Origin of the sequence: Shewanella sp. TB7-MNA-CIBAN-0143, assembly GCF_040310065.1 — a bacterium.
GTDB lineage: Bacteria > Pseudomonadota > Gammaproteobacteria > Enterobacterales > Shewanellaceae > Shewanella.
Genome location: NZ_JBEOPL010000019.1, coordinates 82,884 through 100,728 on the forward strand (window position 1 = coordinate 82,884; position 17,845 = coordinate 100,728).

The 17,845-nt window shown below is 39.5% G+C and carries 17 protein-coding genes and 1 other RNA gene; 9 read left to right on the forward strand and 9 right to left on the reverse strand.

Annotated elements, in window-relative coordinates; translation table 11 throughout:
- The first annotated feature begins 61 nt into the window (after positions 1 to 61).
- Together AAEY97_RS15795 and AAEY97_RS15800 are read left to right on the forward strand one after the other, a co-directional pair.
- Entirely contained in the window at positions 62 to 364 is a 303-nt protein-coding gene (locus AAEY97_RS15795; protein ID WP_059747853.1) for a hypothetical protein, read from the forward strand.
- 57 nt (positions 365 to 421) lie between these two features.
- Positions 422 to 925: a GNAT family N-acetyltransferase gene (locus tag AAEY97_RS15800; protein WP_350999932.1), complete on the forward strand. Its 504-nt coding sequence runs from the start codon at positions 422 to 424 to the stop codon at positions 923 to 925.
- 160 nt (positions 926 to 1,085) lie between these two features.
- Here the strand turns inward: AAEY97_RS15800 and AAEY97_RS15805 are convergent, their stop codons facing one another.
- The gene (locus AAEY97_RS15805) at positions 1,086 to 1,298 is read right to left on the reverse strand and encodes a DUF3820 family protein (protein WP_041413444.1); all 213 of its coding nucleotides are present in this window, start codon (positions 1,296 to 1,298) and stop codon (positions 1,086 to 1,088) included.
- Between the two features lie 747 nt (positions 1,299 to 2,045).
- On the opposite strand from AAEY97_RS15805, the gene AAEY97_RS15810 reads away from it, so the two are divergent.
- From AAEY97_RS15810 to AAEY97_RS15825, 4 genes are all read left to right on the forward strand, one after another.
- Entirely contained in the window at positions 2,046 to 2,792 is a 747-nt protein-coding gene (locus tag AAEY97_RS15810) for an AAA family ATPase (protein WP_101085529.1), read from the forward strand.
- Complete coding sequence (locus AAEY97_RS15815) at positions 2,752 to 3,174, forward strand: hypothetical protein (RefSeq protein ID WP_350999935.1); 423 nt, start codon at positions 2,752 to 2,754, stop codon at positions 3,172 to 3,174. The genes AAEY97_RS15810 and AAEY97_RS15815 overlap by 41 nt, the downstream gene beginning before the upstream one ends.
- Before the next feature lie 360 nt (positions 3,175 to 3,534).
- Positions 3,535 to 4,359: a M90 family metallopeptidase gene (locus AAEY97_RS15820; RefSeq protein ID WP_350999937.1), complete on the forward strand. Its 825-nt coding sequence runs from the start codon at positions 3,535 to 3,537 to the stop codon at positions 4,357 to 4,359.
- A gap of 49 nt (positions 4,360 to 4,408) precedes the next feature.
- A complete protein-coding gene (locus tag AAEY97_RS15825) occupies positions 4,409 to 5,014 on the forward strand; it encodes a nuclear transport factor 2 family protein (RefSeq protein ID WP_101085535.1) in 606 nt (201 codons plus the stop codon).
- Between the two features lie 117 nt (positions 5,015 to 5,131).
- Here the strand turns inward: AAEY97_RS15825 and AAEY97_RS15830 are convergent, their stop codons facing one another.
- The 6 genes from AAEY97_RS15830 to AAEY97_RS15855 all read right to left on the reverse strand — a co-directional run bounded on the left by AAEY97_RS15830 (position 5,132) and on the right by AAEY97_RS15855 (position 14,618).
- On the reverse strand, positions 5,132 to 6,586 hold the full coding sequence (locus AAEY97_RS15830) for an HDOD domain-containing protein (protein ID WP_162024296.1): 1,455 nt from the start codon (positions 6,584 to 6,586) through the stop codon (positions 5,132 to 5,134).
- A gap of 522 nt (positions 6,587 to 7,108) precedes the next feature.
- Entirely contained in the window at positions 7,109 to 8,425 is a 1,317-nt protein-coding gene (gene aceA / locus AAEY97_RS15835; RefSeq protein ID WP_011636576.1) for an isocitrate lyase, read from the reverse strand.
- 90 nt (positions 8,426 to 8,515) lie between these two features.
- A complete protein-coding gene (aceB, locus tag AAEY97_RS15840; RefSeq protein ID WP_350999941.1) occupies positions 8,516 to 10,168 on the reverse strand; it encodes a malate synthase A in 1,653 nt (550 codons plus the stop codon).
- A 1,333-nt stretch (positions 10,169 to 11,501) separates the two neighbouring features.
- Positions 11,502 to 13,247 carry a GGDEF domain-containing protein gene (locus AAEY97_RS15845; protein ID WP_350999944.1) on the reverse strand — a complete coding sequence of 582 codons (1,746 nt, stop codon included), beginning with the start codon at positions 13,245 to 13,247 and terminating at the stop codon, positions 11,502 to 11,504.
- A gap of 7 nt (positions 13,248 to 13,254) precedes the next feature.
- A complete protein-coding gene (locus AAEY97_RS15850; RefSeq protein ID WP_101085543.1) occupies positions 13,255 to 13,467 on the reverse strand; it encodes a hypothetical protein in 213 nt (70 codons plus the stop codon).
- Between the two features lie 314 nt (positions 13,468 to 13,781).
- A complete protein-coding gene (locus tag AAEY97_RS15855; protein WP_350999947.1) occupies positions 13,782 to 14,618 on the reverse strand; it encodes an SAM-dependent methyltransferase in 837 nt (278 codons plus the stop codon).
- Positions 14,619 to 14,936: 318 nt separating this feature from the next.
- Between AAEY97_RS15855 and AAEY97_RS15860 the strand changes: the two genes are divergently transcribed.
- The gene (locus AAEY97_RS15860) at positions 14,937 to 15,446 is read left to right on the forward strand and encodes an outer membrane protein assembly factor BamE (RefSeq protein WP_101085547.1); all 510 of its coding nucleotides are present in this window, start codon (positions 14,937 to 14,939) and stop codon (positions 15,444 to 15,446) included.
- A 115-nt stretch (positions 15,447 to 15,561) separates the two neighbouring features.
- On the opposite strand, the gene AAEY97_RS15865 is transcribed toward AAEY97_RS15860, so the two are convergent.
- Positions 15,562 to 15,897, reverse strand: a complete 336-nt coding sequence (locus AAEY97_RS15865; protein WP_101085549.1) for an RnfH family protein — start codon at positions 15,895 to 15,897, stop codon at positions 15,562 to 15,564.
- Entirely contained in the window at positions 15,890 to 16,324 is a 435-nt protein-coding gene (locus AAEY97_RS15870; RefSeq protein WP_162022595.1) for an SRPBCC family protein, read from the reverse strand. Before AAEY97_RS15870 ends, AAEY97_RS15865 begins: the two co-directional genes overlap by 8 nt.
- A 252-nt stretch (positions 16,325 to 16,576) precedes the next feature.
- On the opposite strand from AAEY97_RS15870, the gene smpB reads away from it, so the two are divergent.
- Both smpB and ssrA read left to right on the forward strand, forming a co-directional pair.
- Positions 16,577 to 17,065: an SsrA-binding protein SmpB gene (gene smpB, locus AAEY97_RS15875; RefSeq protein WP_011636568.1), complete on the forward strand. Its 489-nt coding sequence runs from the start codon at positions 16,577 to 16,579 to the stop codon at positions 17,063 to 17,065.
- Between the two features lie 145 nt (positions 17,066 to 17,210).
- Positions 17,211 to 17,566: a transfer-messenger RNA gene (gene ssrA / locus AAEY97_RS15880) on the forward strand.
- The last annotated feature ends 279 nt before the right edge of the window (positions 17,567 to 17,845 follow it).

A 17,845-nucleotide genomic window follows, 5' to 3' on the forward strand; every position in this document is an offset into this window, starting at 1 on the left:
GTTCAAAGGTTGAATTAATATCCTCATTAATTATCATTTTTGGCAAAATAGGAATACATACATGAAAGCTAAATTAATTGCATTTGCTGCCGCTGCCACTTTGGCTATGGGTGTTTCTTCTGTATGGGCACAAGGTGCTTTGCATCAAGGCGAAGTACTCGACACCATGAATGGTGGCGGTTATACCTACGTTCAACTAAAAGAAGCTGACAAAACATATTGGGCTGCGGGTCCGCAAACTGAAGTGGCTAAAGGCGATAAGGTAGAAGTGTCGGAACAAATGTGGATGAGCGACTTTAAAAGCTCAAGCCTAAACAGAACCTTTGATAAAATCATGTTTGTTGGCAATATTAATAAAAAATAGTACGTTTTATCGTAAAAAACTTACATAATTGGCCAATCTTATCGATTGGTCTTTTTTATGAAAAACTCAATAAATCAACCTCATCAAATCGTTGATTTTTCTGCATCCTATGCAACTCAAATAAGTGAATTATACCATACGGCTGTACAAGGCATTATTCATCCAAGATACCCGACCTTAAAACTCAATGCGTGGTCATCAGCGCCCCGTTCGGCTAAATTTTGGCAACTACGATACAAACGAAATAAAGCCTGGTTAGCACTTGATAACCAAAAGGTCATTGGTTTTATTAGTCTAGAAACTCATTTTAAGCACCAAGGTTATATTGACTGCTTATACGTTCACCCCGACTATCAGCAGCAAGGCATCGCCCGCGCACTCTATAAACACTTACAACATTGGGCTCTTCAGCAACAATATCCTTATCTCAGTGTTGATGCATCATACTTTTCTAAACCGTTGTTTGAAGCTATGGGATTTGTTTTGCAACAAACAAGCTATCAACAAAAGTGTGGCCAAACGTTTACCGGCTTTTACATGAAAAAACGGTTAATAGACTAGCTACTAGGGCGGGCTTAGTCCTGCGAGAATGCTATAAAAGCGATAAAAAGCGATAACGAGCGACCGCTTTGACCGCTTTATTTAGCAGCGTAGCGATCTAGCCTCTAGGCTGTTACGTTCGTTATCGCTTGTTACCAGCTTCATCGCTTACTACCTAGCTTCACCGCTTTAACAGAGGTTGTAGCATTTCTTCCAATCCGTTGAGCTTCACTTCATACATTAATGCTAGTTGCTCACCAAGTTTGCCTTCAGGAAAACCTTTAGAGTGAAACCAAACCAAATAAGGTTCTGGTAACTGCAGTAATTTACGACCAGCATATTTACCAAATGGCATGGTTTGATTAATCGCTTCTAACAATTGCTGCTCATTCATCACTTATGGCTCCACGCCTTTGTTTATCGATTAGGTTAATGTAATACCGATTACATTAACTATTTTATCAGTTCAAAGCCTTTATCAAAACTGCTTTAAGTTAAGCAAAGTGAACTGACAATGCACGCGATTGACATTACGGGCCATCAAAAAAGTACAACGAGTGAAATGCACAATGATTGATACTGGGTTAATTAATGAGAGGTTAGCGGCTCATTAATCAACCAACCCTGAGTAAACTCATGCTGAATGAATCGTCGCCTCTATTCAAACTCACCCCAGGCTCAGTTCAAAAGCGATTGTAACTGACTATATCGGACAATAATAAGACCACTGGTTAGCGTAAAATAACCGATTGAATCAAATATAAGCTTAACATAACTCGTTTTGCTGCATCCCTAAAATATATCAATTAGCTATATCAAAATAGATTTATAGTCATTTAATGCATATAAAACACGTATTCATATTTTATATGCATTGAAAACACCTCATAAAACAACGATGTTATTTGCACATAACAGCTGCAAGTCATTATTAAATTTAACCTTTCACTAACATTGGCGGATGCAAACCTTTGCTGTCAATTTTCTGCCTTTATGGTCAAAATAGTCAAATTACCGCCTCAAAGACATTAATAAAAAACCGTCAAAAATCAGCTAATTGACTAAATCTATAACCATTATTACAGTGTAGTATCAATTACATTTAACGGTGTAAGTTAGTCATATTGAGAGGGCAACATCCATGATCATATTAGTTGGTGGTGAAAAAGGGGGTAGTGGTAAAAGCTGCCTTGCGCAAAATATTGCAGTCTTCCTAACCAATGAAGTTCAAGCCAGCGTGATTATGGTCGACTGCGATCCACAACGAACCACATCAGACTGGATCCAAGCTCGGAACAACAACCCAAAATTGCCGGCCATTAACTGCGTGCAGCTGTATGGCAAAATTCGTAATGACTTGCTCAGCTTAGAGCAACATTATGACTATGTTATTGTCGATTGTGGTGGCCAAGATAATCTAGCGCTTAGAGCAACCATGTCAGTTGCATCCTATGTATTAATGCCATTGCGCCCAAAACGACGAGATTTAAAAACCGTCAGCCATATGGACGATATCGTCTCAACTTGTTTGATGATAAACCCAAAAATGAAAGCATCATTTGTGATCACTCAATGCCCAAGTTTACCGAACCAGGCAAGCAGAATTACTGAAGCAAAAGATGTCTGTCGTACTTATGACATTAATGTATTAGATGCCGTTAACTACAGTCGCAATATTTACGACGACAGTGAAGAATCTGGCTTATCAGTATTTGAGTTAGAACCCCAAGGTAAAGCTGCAGAAGAAATGCGCAATATTGCCTGTGAATTACTCGACATTACTGATGCAAAGCAACTCATTGAACAGCGCAATACTGCATCGAACGTGACCACGATGAGAGGAAATTATGGGACTAGCCGATCTCAAGAAAAACGCTTCGTTATGTAAAAGCACCAATAACATTGCAGTATCAATTGATGACTTTATTGCAGCAGCCGATTTATATGCTGCTGGTCAAGACCGTCCTCAACATGAGGAAAAGCAAACGCTAATGACAAGCGATGCAGGTAAGCAAAACAATATAATCGATTTTTTACAACGAAAATATCCACAGCATGTAGAGCCAATAAAATCGGTCAATAAAAGTAAACAGCAACCTTTTAGACGTTGTACCTATACCTTAAGTGAAACGGCAATAAGCCAGCTCGCATTACTCAGTCAGCAGGGAGGAGTTGCAAAATCAAAACTTATCAGGCAGTTGATTTCACAATATTTTAGTCTATATCCACAACAACAAAAACGGTTAGATGTTAGCTTTACAGACCAATAGTTAATTTTGCAGACAAATAGTTAATTGAACATAAATTTAACCAAACACAACGACGACCACTTTATCCCCGCCCTTTCACTGGCAGTAAATATGAGACTAATATTTGCTAGCCAGTGCTTTTATTTAACCAAAATCCCAACCTACACGTTAAGCAAACTACGTTATCACTTATGGCTCCCACTGCTATTTAGTTTTTCCTAAAGCTTGAATTTGCTAACAAACTGCCCCATTAAATACTCATGGTATTAAACAGCGACTAGCGAATGAAATAAATGAGCCATGCTAAAAATTGCAAGCTCAGATAATACATAAGCTTAAGATAACAATCTTAACGCCCTCTTCGACTACCAGGACACTTCTATGATCGCGATTGTAATATTACTCGTTATATCAATAACAGCTGTGGCATGGATTGTCAGTAGCCAATGGCGCCTCAACCGTCAACGTAGCATTGTCGCCAGCAAACCATTTCCCACTCAATGGCGTCATATATTAAAAAAGCGTTTTCCTTATTTCAAAGCCATGCCGACGGATTTGCAACTTCAACTCAAAAAGCATATTCAGATATTTATTGATGAGAAACAATTTATCGGTTGTGACGGATTCGAAATCAATGACGAAGTAAAAGTGACGATTGCAGCCCAAGCATGTTTATTATTACTCAACCGTAAAACTGACTATTACCCAAAACTTAAACAAATTTTAGTCTATCCAAGCGCGTTTATCGTTGAGAAAAACCGCACGGATCTAGCTGGGGTACAATCAAACCAACGCAATGTGTTGCTTGGAGAATCTTGGGAATATGGCAAAGTCGTATTGTCATGGAACAGCACTATAGAAGGCGCTGCCGATCCGTTTGATGGTAGCAATGTTGTTATACACGAATTCGCTCACCAGCTTGATCAAGAAGATGGAACAGCTAATGGTGCACCACCACTGCGCGATATCACTTCATATCGTTCATGGTCTAGCACATTGGGGCAAGAATTTAAGCTACTTCAGTATTGCGCTCAACACCATATCCCGTCATTATTTAACTATTACGGCGCGACCAATCCGGCGGAGTTTTTTGCAGTGATAAGTGAAACGTTTTTTGAACGACCCGTGGAGTTTAACCAACAGCATCAACAATTGTATAAAGAATTGAGCCAGTTTTATCAGCTAGATCCAATAAATTGGCATTAAAAAAGTATTAAAACACATAATAATAATTTACTAGGTTAACAGGAATACTATGCAATCAATCATTCACCGACTCGGTTTTATTGCCGTGTTAATGACGACAGTGGCAGCCTTCGATCTACACGCAAGTGAAGCCGAAGAATCAACACTTGAACAGAGCCAAACTGAGCCTAAAAACAAACAAGTTAGTCAGCAAGTGAGCTCCGAAAGTGAAGCTGTTATAAAAGACATTAGCCAAAAAAATGAGTTAATTGATAGCCAAGGCTTATCAGAAAAAGACAACCAAGAAGTCAGCGCCTTGTTAAATTTATTACATGAAAGTGCAGCTGCTGCTGACTGGACCACTTATTTTAGCCTTTATCATCCACAAGCGGTGTTTATTGGTACCGATGATTCAGAGCGTTGGAATATGGTTGAATTTGAGCATTATGCCAAACCCACTAAAGGCTGGCGTTACGATTTAAAGTCACGTCACTTGTTACAAATTGACGATACCATTGTATTTGACGAGCAGCTCTATAGCCCGGCGTATGGCATCAGCCGGGGTACTGGTGCGTTGGTACAAACTTCTGAAGGATGGAAAATAGCGCAATATCATTTGAGTTTTCCAATTCCAAACGATAAAGCCAAACGTATTACCAGCTTAATTATGCAATAGCCATTAAACAATATGGTGGCCATTGTCGAGTATGATGACCGCCATAATAGTGAATAGTTAACGCTTCACTAGACACTAGACAGATTGTAGCGAATTGGAAACTATTCAATAGCCACCTTATGTCATCGACACCCCAAAACACACGTTAGCGAGTTCACTAAAGTGAGTAAAACTGTCGAAATCCTCTTGCTCAAAACAACGTCCAGATCCCTGCCTGTCCGCATAAAATAATCCCAACACTTTATGGCCAACAAAGAGTGGTGCTAATAAAAAGCCATTTTGAGAAAAGCGTTCAACTAGCACATCATCAATTTGTACTTTGCATTCTTTACTGGTGGGTGCATTGACCCACACACTCTTTTTTTGCCCTATACATTGAGTGAAAACCGATCGAGGATCGTCTAGTTCAATCACAAAGGCTTGTTTCAACAATTCAGCGCCATCCCCCATCATCACCCTAGGTTGTAATAATTTACGGCTTGGAGAGAGTAACAGTACACCACAACGGTCTAAGCCAACTCCGGTTAACATCCCTTCTAATGTGGTTTGCATTATTTGATTAAAATCAGTTTTAACCACTGCATAGTGGGTTAATTGTCTCAATTTACTTAACTGATAACCTTGATTGGTTAGCCGAATTTCAGTGGGCTCAACAGGAGAGTCGACATGTTCTAATACGTCTGCGGTATTCGGTAAATAAGACACTATGGCTTTGGCACCATATTCAATGGCTAATTTATGGGTTATTTTACTGCAATCGATAAATTTTTCAGTAAATTCATCCACACTGATGTCTAGCATTTCTGCGGCTTGAGATAGGCGCTTATGCAGTTCTTCAGGGTTAACTTTAGGCTGCGACACAATTTCTGATAACTTATCGGCTAAAAAAATACAACGGATCTCAGGCATGCGCTCATCGGGTTGTGCTAAAGACTTAATCAGCACTTCACCTAAGCCCCAGCTTCTGGCAATACTTTGGGTCAGCTGGGTAAAAGAGGTGCCTAGTTCAGCTCGAATCAATGAGTTTTGTTCAATTTTATTGTCAATGGCTAACAGCTTATTATCAAGCTGTTCGGTCAATTCACCGCCCATACTCCAAAAAGCGCTTTCGCCTATTCGATACAATAACGAGGCAATAAACACCTCTTCACGTAGCGATTCTCCACGGTCGCTCATCATCATTCTGGCGAGCATCGCCGCTTGAAAAGATTGCGCCATCAGTTTTAATAAACGTTGATAGACACCTTCGCTCAGGTGCTTATTTTCAAGTAAACTGGTGAGTAGTTTTGCGGTAATGCATATGTTGCGGATAGTATCAAAACCTAATACTACCGCTGCACGGCTAACGGTCGAAACAGGATTAATACCTTTATTGTAAGTGGCGCTGTTTGCCACTCGTAAAATACGCGAGGTGAGTGCATTGTCGTGCATGACACTTCGACCTAACAAAGATAACGAAGACACATCGTCTTTTGCCAACTTTTCTAAATCACGCACAGTTGAACATAATGCAGGCATTTCTTGATCACTAATCCGCTTGGTCCAGTAATCAGCCCCTTTTTGCTGAGTCATCGCCTTCAAAAATTAACCTAAATATAACAAACATTGTTTCAGTATACTCAATTTCATCACAGTGTCTTGTAGATATTGCTATTCGCTCAAGCTAGCTCACGTATCAAAGCAAAACAACAATACTCATATCCTAGCACCTACTGGTTGATGAATTAATCTCACTGATGCTAGTACAATAAGTAAGCGACATGTTACATCGCTATTACATCACTTTATTCAGGAATAGCGATTTTTGAGCAAGTGTGATTCGAGATAAATGGGATTCATCTGGGCGCAAAAGTGACATCTACATAAACGATAAATATTGGGGAAAAAAAAACGGCTCACAAGAGCCGCAATCACAATAGTGTGGTTGGAAAAAACTTACGGGTAGGAAGTATCCAAACAATCAGGTTTAACAACTAAGCATTCGCTTATAAACCATCATATGAGGATAAAAATCCCGTACGACCTGTAGGTGAGCCGCACGGGGTTACAACAGTCACAAAGTGACCAAACTTGTAAAACGGTTGGGAGTAACGATTAAAACTGTTCTTCTTCAGTAGAGCCCGTTAGCGCTGTTACTGACGATTTACCGCCTTGAATACACGTTGTCACTTGATCAAAGTAACCTGTACCCACTTCTTGCTGGTGCGATACGAAGGTATAACCTTTCTTAGCAGCAGCAAATTCAAGCTCTTGTACTTTTTCAACATAATGCTTCATGCCTTCACCACGTGCATAGTCATAGGCTAAATCGAACATGTTGTACCACATGTTATGAATGCCTGCTAACGTGATGAACTGGTACTTGTAGCCCATGTTAGACAACTCTTGCTGGAACTTAGCAATCGTTACATCATCTAAATTCTTCTTCCAGTTGAACGAAGGTGAACAGTTATAAGCAAGTAGTTGATCTGGGTACTGTGCATGAATGGCATCAGCAAATTTCTTCGCTTCTTCAAGACAAGGTTTAGCTGTTTCACACCAAATTAAATCAGCATAAGGAGCATAAGCAAGACCACGTGAAATAGCTTGGTCTAAACCAGCTCTAACGCGGTAAAAACCTTCGTTAGTACGTTCACCAGTAACAAACTCACGGTCATATTCATCACAATCTGAAGTCATCAAATCTGCAGCATTGGCATCAGTACGTGCAATAACCAAGGTATCAACACCACTAACATCTGCCGCTAAACGTGCAGCAACTAACTTTTGCACCGCTTCTTGGGTTGGCACTAAAACTTTACCGCCCATGTGACCACACTTCTTAACAGACGCTAATTGGTCTTCAAAGTGAACACCTGCAGCACCAGCATCAATCATCGACTTCATTAGTTCAAATGCATTCAATACACCACCAAAACCGGCTTCTGCATCAGCAACAATAGGTAGGAAATAGTCAGTGTAATTGTCATCACCAGGATTTACTTCTTTGCCCCATTGAATTTGGTCAGCACGGCGAAATGAGTTATTAATACGGCTCACAACAGCAGGTACTGAGTTTGCTGGGTAAAGTGATTGATCTGGATACATAGTGCCCGCTAAGTTAGCGTCAGCAGCAACTTGCCAGCCTGATAAGTAAATCGCTTCTATTCCCGCTTTTGCTTGCTGTACCGCTTGACCACCAGTAAGTGCGCCCAGTGAGTTTACGTAGCCTTTTTTAGCGCCGCCGTTAACCAGTTCCCACAATTTTGCAGCACCCATTTTAGCAATGGTATTTTCTGGCACAACAGAGCCACGTAATGCGACAACTTCTTCAGCAGTAAAAGGACGCTTAACCGATTTCCAACGTGGATTTTCAGCCCAATCTTTCTTAATTGCATCAACCTGTTGCTGACGAGTTAGTTGTGTAGTCATAGTGTCGCCCCTTCCTGTATGAGGGTGGTAAAGTGAATCATTCAACTTTGCCTAATTCAGTAGTGTTGTAATTAATATCGTTATCCGACATTACGCCGTTAACAGTTCATATCCTGGTAATGTTAAGAAATCGACTAGCTCATCTGAGGTAGTAATTTGTTCAAATAATTCTGCCGCTTTAGCGAACTGGCCAGCATTAAAACGCTCTTCGCCGAGTTCCGCCTTCACGTTGGCAATTTCCTCTTTCAACATGTCTTTAAACAATGCTTTAGTGACCAATTTGCCGTTGGATAAACTTTTGCCATGCTGGATCCATTGCCAAATAGAAGTACGCGATATTTCAGCCGTGGCAGCATCTTCCATCAAACCGTAAATTGGTACGCAACCATTGCCCTGGATCCACGCTTCGATGTACTGCAACGCAATACGAATGTTCAAACGCATGCCTGCTTCAGTTCGCTCGCCTTGACAAGGCTCAAGTAACTCGCTGGCTAAAATGGGTGCATCGACATCACGAGTAATGTGTAATTGATTAGTTCTATCGCCACCGATGTAATCATTGAAAATTTTCATTGCGGTGTCGGCTAAACCAGGATGTGCGACCCAAGTACCGTCATGGCCATTGCGAGCCTCTAACTCTTTATCGCCACGCACTTTTTGCAGTACCAGTTCGTTAGTCGCTTCATCTTTAGCAGGAATAAATGCCGCCATACCGCCCATGGCTAATGCGCCACGTTTATGGCAAGTTTTTATCAATAGCCGTGAATAAGCACTTAAAAATTTAGTATCCATTGTTACCGCTTGACGGTCGGGTAGTACACGGTCCGGATAGTTCTTTAAGGTTTTGATGTAGCTGAATATATAATCCCAACGACCACAATTAAGCGCGACAATGTTTGAACGAAGTTCATAAAGAATCTCTTCCATTTCAAATACCGCAGGTAATGTCTCAATTAAACAAGTACATTTAATCGTGCCAGGCTGTAAGCAAAAACGCTCTTCTACAAAGGCAAACATTTTTGCCCACCAACGCGCTTCCACATGGCTTTCTAACTTAGGAATATAAAAGTAAGGTCCAGATTTTTTAGCTAAAAGTTGACGATAATTATGGTAAAAGTACATAGCAAAATCGACTAACCCACCAGGAATAGGTTTGCCTTTGTATTCAATGTGCTTTTCAATAAGATGCAAACCACGTACACGAGCAATTAACACTGCAGGGTCAGGGTTTAACGAATAATGCTTACCAGTTTCAGGAACGGTTAGTTCAATATCGCCACGAACGGCATCACGAAGGTTAATTTGTCCTTCGACAATTTTTTGCCAACTCGGTGCTAATGAATCCTCAAAGTCGGCCATAAACACTTTTACATTGGCGTTTAAAGCATTGATGATCATTTTACGGTCAACGGGGCCAGTAATTTCAACACGTCTGTCGGTGAGATCATCAGGCATGCCACGGATAGTCCAATCACCACCACGTATTGCACGAGTTTCAGGTAAAAAATCAGGCAACTCACCATTATCAATACGAGCTTGTTTTTGTTTACGCTTAGCTAATAGCTCAGGTACTTCATCAACAAACTTTGCACATAACGAATCAAGGAAAGCCACAGCGCCAGAGTTAAAAACGTCTTCTTGGCCGTTGACAGTGGGACCAATAAACGTGAGATCGGTTTTAATCGAATCATCAGCATTTGCTGTGGACTTACTGTATTGAGCTACTAATTGTTCTGCCGTCATAATAATGGCTCCCTAAATGCTGTCTGTTTTGATATCGGTTGTCATGCTTCACTGTGTAGTGACGTTATCTACTGTCTACTTATCACGCTTATCTATACCAACTCATCGGCGTATATATTCGCGTTCAAATAAACCATTTCTAATAACATTTAACTGAAGCTGACTGTTTACCAAAAACTTTCAAATGTCTGTTTCGTACTAAAAACTAACCAAAAACGTTTGTAATTGCAACAGTCTTCACTTTACCAAAATGACTTAAAAACCAGTGTTACAGATCACATAAAATGGTCTTACCAACCGAGAAATACATACTTAAATAAATGATATTAAACAAAATAATTAAATAGAGCTTATACTTTAAATTGGCCATCTGAAATTCATCTTACCAATTGACCAGCAAATGATAATGGTAAAAAAGCTTGTAATATTATTACTTGATGTAAAATTTTGTTTACTAAACTTTAGTCTATGCTATTGAATTAAACAATTTTGTAACGTTTCTAGCTTACCTACACGTAACAAGGTTTTAATCTTTAAAAACAGATAGTTAAAACTAGGTAATTAATCACTAAATTTAAACAACTGTTTTAAATTTACGTTTACGTAAACGGAATAAAATAAAACGCCGCAACGGCTTAAAATGTGAGTTACGTCACCCGATCAACAAGCTCAAGTAGATTGGTTTTATTTAAATAAAATTCAATTTTTTTAAAAATAATTGAAAGAACTTCATAAATGGGGCAATAGAGAACCAAAATGGTGCAGCAACAAGTAACAAACGGTGATCTGCTCTGGGCGGAATATGCCAATAATAACCAAGCTTCGCTCACAGTATGTTAATTGTCGTTTATTGATAAATAGTTAATGATTCAGCTCTAGCTCAAATAGAGTGGCCAACAAGGTAACGCAAACGGTGATGAGTGTATGGAGTTAACACATGTTGTAAGTGATAAATGAGACGGACATAGCGTTAGCATTTGTGGCGGAGGATTTTACCTTGAAGCAATTTGGTGCAGACCATAAATGCATAATATTAACTCAGAATAAACGATGGGGCTGCGCGATAAAAAGAGATTGTTTCAAATCTGCACTATCCAACTTACTCGTTGCTCGACTAACAAGGCGCACTTATAGCGTGTCTCTGATAAATTAATAGCGCAAATTACGCTGATAAAAAAGCTTTGATTAACTTTCCTTGTCCAGTGCACTGTAACGTTCACAACTGCCGTAGTGTCAGCGTTTAGCTGCTATCACAAGCTGGTTTAGCATATGTTGATTTACTTTACTCTAGGTAATACACGGGAGGGATATACAGTCAGCTAGAGGGTTATCGTTAGTTGATGGCGTCGTTATAACAGATGACGCAATTTCGACCGTTATGTTTAGCCTTATAAAGCGCTAAATCGGCACGGCGAATTAACGGGTCGAGGCTTAGGTCATCCTTATCGACGCTACTCACACCACAACTCACTGTGACAGTAAAATCGTGCCCTGAGAAACGGGTGTTAATATTGGCAACGGCATGGCGAACCTGTTCGGCAAATTCAACCGCGATATCTTCAGTTTGCTTTGGCATAAAAATAGCAAACTCTTCCCCACCCATTCGGGTAAATATATGGGTCGGCTTTAACATTTCACCAATCACATGTGTGACCTTTTTTAATACCCAATCGCCCGTAGCATGACCGTATTGATCATTAATATTTTTAAATAAGTCTAAATCCATCAACAGCACAGAAAATGACTCGCCAAGCATTTGAGCTTGAATAAATTCATTTTCTGCCATTTCTTGCCCTGTACGGCGATTAAAGATACCTGTCAATCCATCTCGCTGCGCTTGCTTCATAAATTGATTACGCTGCATCCAAGCAGATATTAATAACAATAATAAACCAACAGAAAGCCCAACTAATAATGTTGAAAACATAATCGATGAACTTTTCTCTTTCATGAATAAATCTTTTTGTTTCATCAAAAGTTCATGGTCTTGGATCAAGCTGGTATTCTCACGATTTTTTTCAACGCTATCAAAGCGGGCCATTTGGTAGGCATTTTCTTTTACTTTCTGTTCATCAAGTAATTGCTGACCAAGTGCAGAAGCAACAACTTGATATTGGTATGCTTTATCGAACTGACCACGTTTACCCGCAATTAAAGACAGTATTTCGCTAACACGTTTTTTTACCTGCATATTACTGGGCTTATTGGGTAAAGCATTAACTAACTGCGCAAACATATCGGCTTGCTGATAATCACCCAGATGGAAATATATCGAGCTCAAATAAGACTGTATTTCGTTAATCTCAATTTGAAATTTAAACTTCTGGTAGCGCTCTAAAGCCACTAGATAAAATGGTTCTGCTTCAGCATATAAGCCCTTATCAAACAAAACATTACCTTGCCCCTTAATTGACATAATCTCAATCAATGGAAAACCATGATTTTTACAATAAAGTTGAGTGTCTTTAAAGAACGTCTCAGCTTGATCAAAGTGGGCTAGCTTTAAATGAGCAACTGAGTGATATAACATCGAAAAACATTCACTTTTTGGGTCTTTACCTTGGTTTAGACTCAGTGCTAATTGCGCGATACGTAGCATTTCCTCATAAGCATTAAGCTGTAAATACACATTCATCAAGCGAATATAGGACATTATTTTGATACTTTGATCTTGATAACTGTCGATACGAGAAAGGTTATCCTCTAAAAGAGCAAAAGCTTTTTGATAATTACTCAAGCCGATATTTGCAGTGATTTTCAATAAATAAATATTGGTGAGTTCTTCACCAAGTGGTCCGTATGTCAGTGCTTCATCGAAAGCTTTATCTGCTTCGACAAAATGACCTAAATAAAGATCTTTTGTACCTAGCAACATATACAGACGGCTATGCTGTGGTGAGGAGAGTAACGATTCAGAGGATAACGCGGTATCAATCTTTTCAATGGCATAACCAATATCAGTCTTCAAAGATTGTTCAATAGTGTCGAGTTCTTTATCATAATCGATGTTGTCAGCTATCGCCGCGCGGCTAAAAAGCAACACGATGATAATAAAAAAATACATCAATATTTGAGGCAAAAAATAATTACTCTGTCGGATTACTTATAATCATATACATGGCCATTTCTTTATCACCAGACAACTGGCTAACACGTGCTTTATCTCCTGACATCACAGCTTCAATCTCTTCTTGTGTTAATCCATTTGATTTCATTACACCACGTGGATCAAGCTTATATGCTTCCAATAAAGCGGCGTCCGTTCCAAGCTTAGTAAAAAATGTATTCATGTTAGACATATCGTAACCTTATATTCTAGATTATATTTGTAATTAGCGACTTAAATTTACATCTATGTGATTATCATTTGTAACAACTTTAACTTTACTGGGTCGTTCCGTCGACAAAAAACGTCGTAACCAATTGTTTTATCGAAAATCTCAACACAAAATTGCCCATTAACATCTTTTTATCAATAAAAACTATATCAATTTCGCTAAGATTGAATCATTTACATCCAATAATCACCATTAATAGCTTGTCGATAAAAAGTACGGCGGTTTAAAGCATACTATTACTTTATTACCTCATTTGTGAACAGCCATAAAAATACTTAGCCAATATCTGCTTCGGCGATACCTAATTTGGCTAACATCTCATGGTTAAGCGTCATTGGACGCGCTGGAGGAATTAACAATGTGCTAATCGTCGTTAGTTTAGCCTCTGGCAATACATATAACGGCATGCGCTCTATAACAGGTGATTGAAATGGCAAATTTGCTGCTTCATATATAATCACTTCATGATTCAGCGGATACCACTGATTTAAGTGTTCAACCAAAATCTGTAATTTATCTTTAGTGCTACTAAATTGAGTTAAGGTATGTTCACCCGCAAGAGCAATCTGCCAAAGTAAAAGATGCGTTGTAGGATCCGGAACGTGGTGATAAAGCATGAACTGAGTCGCTTCAAAGCTTTGATGACCACTATTGCCTGGGTCAATGCCTAAATCAGCCCACAAACAAGCTTCAGCTGAAATACCCGGTAACATGCTAGCGTCCAAACCTTCACTGCGGGCCTGTTTAATCGACCAATGCGCTACGCAAGCAAATACCCCAGGATGGCCATATAAGGCACATACAACTAACTTGCCTAAGCGAACTTCGTCTAAGATAGCGTCAACCATTTCGGCATAAGTATCACGACGATTTTTTACCTCATCGTGTTGAGCATAGTAAGGTTGAAGCGAGCGAACATCTGAATTAAGCGACATTAACCAACGTTCAGAAAAACCATCGGGCACTAACGAAAAGACCACATCAGCATGCTCTATATAACTCAAACTTAATGCACCTATTTGCCCTGCAAGCTGTAATCCCGTGCCAACACAAACAAGGTTACCTTTCTTTACACTGGTTAATGTTGCTATCGGTGATTGTTGTCTCGTCATCGTGGTTTCTTATTTTGAAATAATTACAACGCAAAATAAAAGCATAAAATAAAATTATCAATAACTTATGCATTAATAGCACTTGACATTATTAAACGTTAACTAGGGCATCTAAATCATAAATTGAGCAACATCCTACCAACATTTTTTGTACAATGTTAAATAAAAATGAAAATTTACTCTAAATTTATTTATCGAAGAAAATGGAACTTCAACCGCTAAATTGACTCAAAACCACAACATCTTCTAATAGACCCTTGTCAGCATAGGGACTGCTTGGGTATGATGACCGACAGAATTTAGGAAGTAGCGCAGACAATGATAAACAAAAAACAAAGTCTTACCCTTGTAAGCGCAGTTGCGCTTTCATTATCTCTTAGCGGATGCAGTGTGTTTGATTGGTTGATTTACAAGCCAGATGTGCCACAAGGCAACTACATGGAAACACAGCAAGTTGAAAAACTTCGTGTCGACATGACTAAAGAGCAAGCAGAATATATTTTAGGTCGTCCAGTATTGCGCGACAGCTTCTCCGATGACACTTGGTATTATGTGTACCATTTTAAAAGTGGTCGAGATGCTAGCATTACTCATAAAGAGTTGATCATTCACTTTAATGGCGACAAGATTTCAAGTGTTGCTGGTGATTATGACCTAAGTGCAGAATTTAATACTCCACTTGATGAAAGCTCGTTGCCGTCAGTTAACGAACAGGATCTTAAGCCTTTATTACCAGAAGTTCGTCCAGATGCGAAACCTTTAGTTGAAGAGCTACGTCCTGCGTTAAAAAACCAGGCCGAAAATGATAATGATAATGCACCAACATAAGCCACACGATAACATGTGATTTATGCCAATAAAAAAGCAGGACCTCTAACGAGAGTCCTGCTTTTTTATTATATAACCACCTAAAAACTTAATCCATCACCTTACTAATGGTAAGTTAATTGACTTTAGCACCGGTGATTTTATTAATACGACCTTCATCTTTGGCTTTTTCGGCACGCTTGCGACGAACATCTTTAGGATCTGCAATTAACGGGCGATATATTTCAACACGTTGCCCAGGAACGAGTACCTCATCATGTTTGGCCTGGCGACTAAACACCCCAAGCTTAACCTCTTCAAGGTTAATCTCCGGAAAAAATTTAACAATATCACTTTGCTTAACGGCTTCAATGAATGTAGTGCCTGGCGACACCATCACCGAAATAATTTTCTGCTGTTTTGGCAATGCATAAATAACATCTACCGAGAACTTTTCTGTTTCATTAATCACGATAAATCACCTTTGCCCTGTCAGTAAATGCCATTACCATCGACGACATCAAATCTTTAAACACTTTGCCAAACGCCATATCAACCAGCATGTTTGAAAATTCGAAGTCTAAATCAAATTCAACTTTACAGGCATCTTCGGTAAGCTCAGTAAATTTCCACAAGCCATGCATATACTTAAACGGGCCATTTTCCAATTCAAGTGAAATCGATTTAGCTTGGATCACTTGATTGCGGGTGGTAAATGTTTTACTGATCCCCGCCTTACTAACATCAACCGACGCCACCATGGTTTGACCATCAAACTCAAGCACCTTACCACCGACACATCCCGGTAGAAAAGCATGATACGATTCAACATCATTGACTAAATCATACATCTGTAAGGCACTAAATCTAACCAGCATACTTTTGGAAATTTTGGGCATCTGACATCACTATCGTTAATACAATAGTGCGATTTTATCACGTTAAATAAAAAAGGCATCTCCGAGAGCGTTAAATCACGTTGGAAATAACACAATCACCAAGAAACTGGGTATAATCGTTGAAATATCAAAAATCTCCCCCATATCTATTAGTTAATAGTATTAGCATAATAGAGTTTATCAAATGGGCTCACTGCGGGTTGTCCAGCACCATCCTTCAGGTCAATAACGGCAATCAGAACGGTAATAATAATGGTAAAAAAGAAATCAGCAAACGCCTCAGCGAGCATCGCACGCAATAAACGCGCGACCTTTGAATACCGCATAGAAGACAAAATCGAAGCGGGATTACAACTTATGGGCTGGGAAGTTAAGTCCATTCGCATGGGTAAAGTAAATTTATCTGATTGTTATGTCTATATTAAAGAGGGTGAAGCCTTTATGCATGGTTGTACTATTCAACCACTTAATACCGCTTCAACCCATGTAATATGCGATCCAATCAGAACCAAAAAACTGCTATTAAAGCGCAGTGAAATTGACAAACTTGCCGGCCTAATTGAGCGTCAAGGCTACACCCTCGTACCATTATCAATGTACTGGCGCAAAGGTGCTTGGGTAAAAGTCGAAATTGGCTTAGGTAAAGGTAAAAAAGATCACGATAAACGTGAAGATACCAAAGAACGTGAGTGGAAAATTGAAAAAGCTCGCGTAATGAAAAAAGACAAAGAAAACGCTTAATCTCGTTAGTAGGCCACTGAAACGATTAAAATTGATAAGTTGTTATTGAACATAGGCCTATAACGAACAGATAGTGAACAAACGATTATATTTTGTTAATGGATACTAGGTATTCATCTAACAAAGCGTTATAGTTAACTCAATTGGGGGCGATTCTGGATTCGACAGGATTCACGAAACCCAAGGAGCATGTCGAGGGGCGGTTGGCCTCGTAAAAAGCCGCACCGTTATAGTTGCAAACGACTCTAACTACTCTCTAGCAGCTTAGGCTAGCTAGCCATCAACCACACGTTTCGCACGTGGACAGTGGATCCTGATGGTCATATTACAGTGTGCTAGCGAGGGAACTCCGTCCGGGGGTGAACCGCGAAACAGTACCGGACTCACCAAGTAGCATCCTGTCTTTCGGAGACTGCTTGGTTAAATAAAAGAGAGACTAAACATGTAGTGCCGAGGATGTAGGCTTTCTGGACGCGGGTTCAAGTCCCGCCGCCTCCACCAATTTATAGAAGGGCTTAGCAGCAATGCTAAGCCCTTTTTCTTTGTCTGCTAGCTCAGTTTAATCCGCTTTATTTTTGTGGTTGGATGAGTTTTATTATCCAATTAGTTAATTCGATACCAACACTTCATTGATACTTATTGCCTAGGCAACATTTACATCGTTAATGCCAATGTCAATCTTCATATTAGACAGTTATGAGTACCCCCTGTGTCAGGATTGTTGTCACCCCTTAAAATCATCCAATAATTAAATAGAGGGGGCGGTCAATGAGAGCTCAA

Bases quoted from the DNA above. Each gene is read 5' to 3' on its own strand.
- aceA (WP_011636576.1), bottom strand. From the start codon at position 8,425: ATGACTACACAACTAACTCGTCAGCAACAGGTTGATGCAATTAAGAAA.
- AAEY97_RS15810 (WP_101085529.1), top strand. From the start codon at position 2,046: ATGATCATATTAGTTGGTGGTGAAAAAGGGGGTAGTGGTAAAAGCTGC.
- AAEY97_RS15870 (WP_162022595.1), bottom strand. From the start codon at position 16,324: ATGCCCAAAATTTCCAAAAGTATGCTGGTTAGATTTAGTGCCTTACAG.
- AAEY97_RS15825 (WP_101085535.1), top strand. From the start codon at position 4,409: ATGCAATCAATCATTCACCGACTCGGTTTTATTGCCGTGTTAATGACG.
- AAEY97_RS15830 (WP_162024296.1), bottom strand. From the start codon at position 6,586: ATGACTCAGCAAAAAGGGGCTGATTACTGGACCAAGCGGATTAGTGAT.
- AAEY97_RS15850 (WP_101085543.1), bottom strand. From the start codon at position 13,467: ATGTCTAACATGAATACATTTTTTACTAAGCTTGGAACGGACGCCGCT.
- AAEY97_RS15860 (WP_101085547.1), top strand. From the start codon at position 14,937: ATGATAAACAAAAAACAAAGTCTTACCCTTGTAAGCGCAGTTGCGCTT.
- AAEY97_RS15800 (WP_350999932.1), top strand. From the start codon at position 422: ATGAAAAACTCAATAAATCAACCTCATCAAATCGTTGATTTTTCTGCA.
- AAEY97_RS15805 (WP_041413444.1), bottom strand. From the start codon at position 1,298: ATGAATGAGCAGCAATTGTTAGAAGCGATTAATCAAACCATGCCATTT.
- AAEY97_RS15795 (WP_059747853.1), top strand. From the start codon at position 62: ATGAAAGCTAAATTAATTGCATTTGCTGCCGCTGCCACTTTGGCTATG.
- smpB (WP_011636568.1), top strand. From the start codon at position 16,577: ATGGTAAAAAAGAAATCAGCAAACGCCTCAGCGAGCATCGCACGCAAT.
- aceB (WP_350999941.1), bottom strand. From the start codon at position 10,168: ATGACGGCAGAACAATTAGTAGCTCAATACAGTAAGTCCACAGCAAAT.
- AAEY97_RS15855 (WP_350999947.1), bottom strand. From the start codon at position 14,618: ATGACGAGACAACAATCACCGATAGCAACATTAACCAGTGTAAAGAAA.
- AAEY97_RS15815 (WP_350999935.1), top strand. From the start codon at position 2,752: ATGGGACTAGCCGATCTCAAGAAAAACGCTTCGTTATGTAAAAGCACC.
- AAEY97_RS15820 (WP_350999937.1), top strand. From the start codon at position 3,535: ATGATCGCGATTGTAATATTACTCGTTATATCAATAACAGCTGTGGCA.